Origin of the sequence: Nitrobacter sp. 62-13 (assembly GCF_001896955.1) — a bacterium.
In the GTDB taxonomy this organism is placed as follows: domain Bacteria; phylum Pseudomonadota; class Alphaproteobacteria; order Rhizobiales; family Xanthobacteraceae; genus Nitrobacter.
On record NZ_MKRN01000106.1, the window covers coordinates 1 to 2,837 of the forward strand.

General features: G+C 60.6%; 2 protein-coding genes. Both read right to left on the reverse strand.

Going from position 1 to position 2,837, the window contains the following annotated elements; genetic code table 11:
• Positions 1-868: methionine adenosyltransferase (gene metK, locus BGN91_RS09060; RefSeq protein WP_292612434.1), on the reverse strand; the 868-nt coding region annotated here is incomplete at its 3' end.
• Between the two features lie 383 nt (positions 869-1,251).
• The gene (locus BGN91_RS09065) at positions 1,252-2,604 is read right to left on the reverse strand and encodes a hypothetical protein (protein ID WP_292612436.1); all 1,353 of its coding nucleotides are present in this window, start codon (positions 2,602-2,604) and stop codon (positions 1,252-1,254) included.
• Positions 2,605-2,837: the final 233 nt, after the last annotated feature.

The window sequence follows — 2,837 nt, forward strand, 5'->3', positions numbered from 1 at the left end:
CATAGGCCGCGGACCGGTCGACCTTGGTGGGATCCTTGCCGGAAAACGCGCCGCCGCCATGCGGTGCCGCGCCGCCGTAGGTGTCGACGATGATCTTGCGTCCGGTCAGGCCGGCGTCGCCGTCGGGACCGCCGATGAAGAACTTGCCGGTCGGATTGATGTGCCAGATGGTCTCGTCGGTGATCCATCCCTTCGGCAGCGCCTCGCGCACATAGGGCTCGACGCGCTCGCGCACCTGATCGGAGCTCATGTCCTCGATGAGGTGCTGGTGCGACACCACGATTTCGCGCACGCCGATCGGCTTGCCGTTCTCGTATTGCACCGTGACCTGGCTCTTGGAGTCCGGCCCCAGCACCTTTTCCTTGCCGGAGTGGCGGGCTTCCGAAATCAGCCGCAGGATCTTGTGCGCATAGAAAATCGGCGCCGGCATCAGGTCCGGGGTCTCGTTACAGGCGTAGCCGAACATGATGCCCTGGTCGCCGGCTCCCTCTTCCTTGTTGGCGCCGGGCTGCAAGGCGTCGACCCCCTGCGCGATGTCGGCGGACTGCGGATGCAGCAGGATCTCGATGTCGGCGGTCTTCCAGTGAAAACCATCCTGCTCGTAACCGATATCCTTGATCGCGGCGCGGACGACGCTTTCGATCTTCTCTTTGGTGACGGATTCGGGCCCGCGGGTTTCTCCGGCGATCACCACCTTGTTGGTGGTGGCCAGCGTCTCGCAGGCGGCGCGGATCGCCCACGGATCAATGCCGGCTTTCGGACCCTCGCTGAAAAACAGATCGACGATCTCGTCCGAAATTCGGTCGCATACCTTGTCGGGATGCCCCTCCGAAACCGATTCACTCGTGAACAAATAAGATCCGCGCATCAATCGCCCCTTCATCCGCCTGAGATAGCGGTCCTTTCGTGCTGTTGACCTGGTGTGGTGGCTCTGACATTCGCTTCAGTATTGCCGCGAGTCCTACAAGCGAATGTCAGAGCTAAAACCACACCAGAATATTTATTTTGCTAGTGCTCCTATGGTTCGAACATCCGCATAAGAACTCGCTGCGAAGTGATGCGAATGTTCGGACCGGAACACTAGTACCCGCTTTCCGAAGTTCGTGAGACATCGCAACACCCCCCTTGACGAACTTCGGAAAGCAAAGGGTACTGGTAACTTTATGATTCTAGTACCGCTTTCGATTTGAAATTCCCGAAGATGAACCCGCTGCAAGTGGTGCAGGAATTTCAAATCGGCGGTACTAGATGTCAGTCGCGCCGCCGCGAGATGACGTAGGATTCGTCGTAGAACCAGAGACCATTGTGCTTGCGCAAAACCTCCCTGGTGGCGTCCATATAGCGGCCGCTTTGGGTCATCTCCGTCAACCGGTCGTCTTCGACCTGGGCGACGTAGACCGCCGCATTCCACGCTGCGAAGGCCGTCGAGGTACCGATCGATCCCGTGACCTCATTGGGCAGCGCTTCCATATCATAGCGAAAAATCGAACGGTGGTCGGCATAAGCGTTGAAATTAAGGTCACGCCCAACCGAGCCCAGCTCATATTTCACAGCGCGCAATAGCTCATGACGGCTCACGGCGAAAGGGTTTTCTCCGGGCCAGACCGCCTGGACGATCTCCAGTCCGGGGTCCTGTCCATGGGAGTGAATTCCTATCAAACGCCCGCCGGGCCGCAACGCCCTCGCCAGGGGGGCGATGATCCGTTTGACCCTGAAATTGAGGGACGATTTGGCCCGATACGGCTGCGACGCAATCACCAGATCGAAGTTGGCCTCCACCCGCCCTGCCCGCGGAATGACAGAATCGAGCAAAAATTGATGGTCTTCCCGGTAGATCACCAACACCACCGGCCTCTCATAGACCGGCATTCCCGTGACCGGACTGACGTTCGCCCGCCAGTTCTCCTCGAGATAGGGCCACAGATCCCGGATCTGCGCCTCGAACTCGCCGGAGGATGTCCCCCGCAGCGGCACCTCGCGCCAAACCATGCCGGCCGCGGCCTGCGGCGAACGCGGCGCGAGCCAGGGCGCTTCCGCATAATGCATGTTGGTCAGCACCATGCAGGTCGCCGGGTGCTCGAACAGCCGGTCCGGCGCCTTGTCGAGCATGAGCTTGATATCCTCGAGGCTGAGCTCCTTGCCCGCAACGTAAAACGGCATGTGGGGAAAGCGGACGTGCATCGAGCGCATCACCCGCGCCAGGACGGTGCCGTCGCCGACGCCTGCGTCAAACACCCGCAGCGCCGGCGGACGCGGATGTATGCTGCCGAACTCCAGCGCGATGCGGTCGGCGATGACGCGCTTCTCGCTGCACGTATGGACGAACAGCAGGTATTTCTGCCGGTTCTCGAAGAAACGAAAATTGGCGCGGGGATCGCGGCGCTCGATCGGCTCCGGCCTGCGCACCGGGGCCGCGCCATCCGGCGAACCGGAGGCGATGCAGGACTCGATCCGGTTCAGGGTGTCGATGGTGATGCGCTTGCCCTCACGCAGCCGCTGCACGAGCTTTCCATCATTGACGGCACGCCGGCCAAAGGTCGATTCCGCCATCCCGGCCCGGCGGCAATAGTCGGATATCTGGCTCAGCAATTGATCGTTTGTCACAGCGGTTTGATATGGGCCATATAGATGGGCAACGGAAAGAAAGTCTGCCTTCCTATCACCATCTGCCCACAATTGAAACCGCTTATCGGATTTTGTTTCCTTGATCACAGCCGCGGACGATGACAGCCGCAGATCCCTCGTCACCCCCGCGCCCGGTCTGCTAAGACGCGAGCCCGACAGCCGCCTCCCGCGGCCGCTGGCCGATAGGTTTGTTCGATGCGCATCGCCATGAT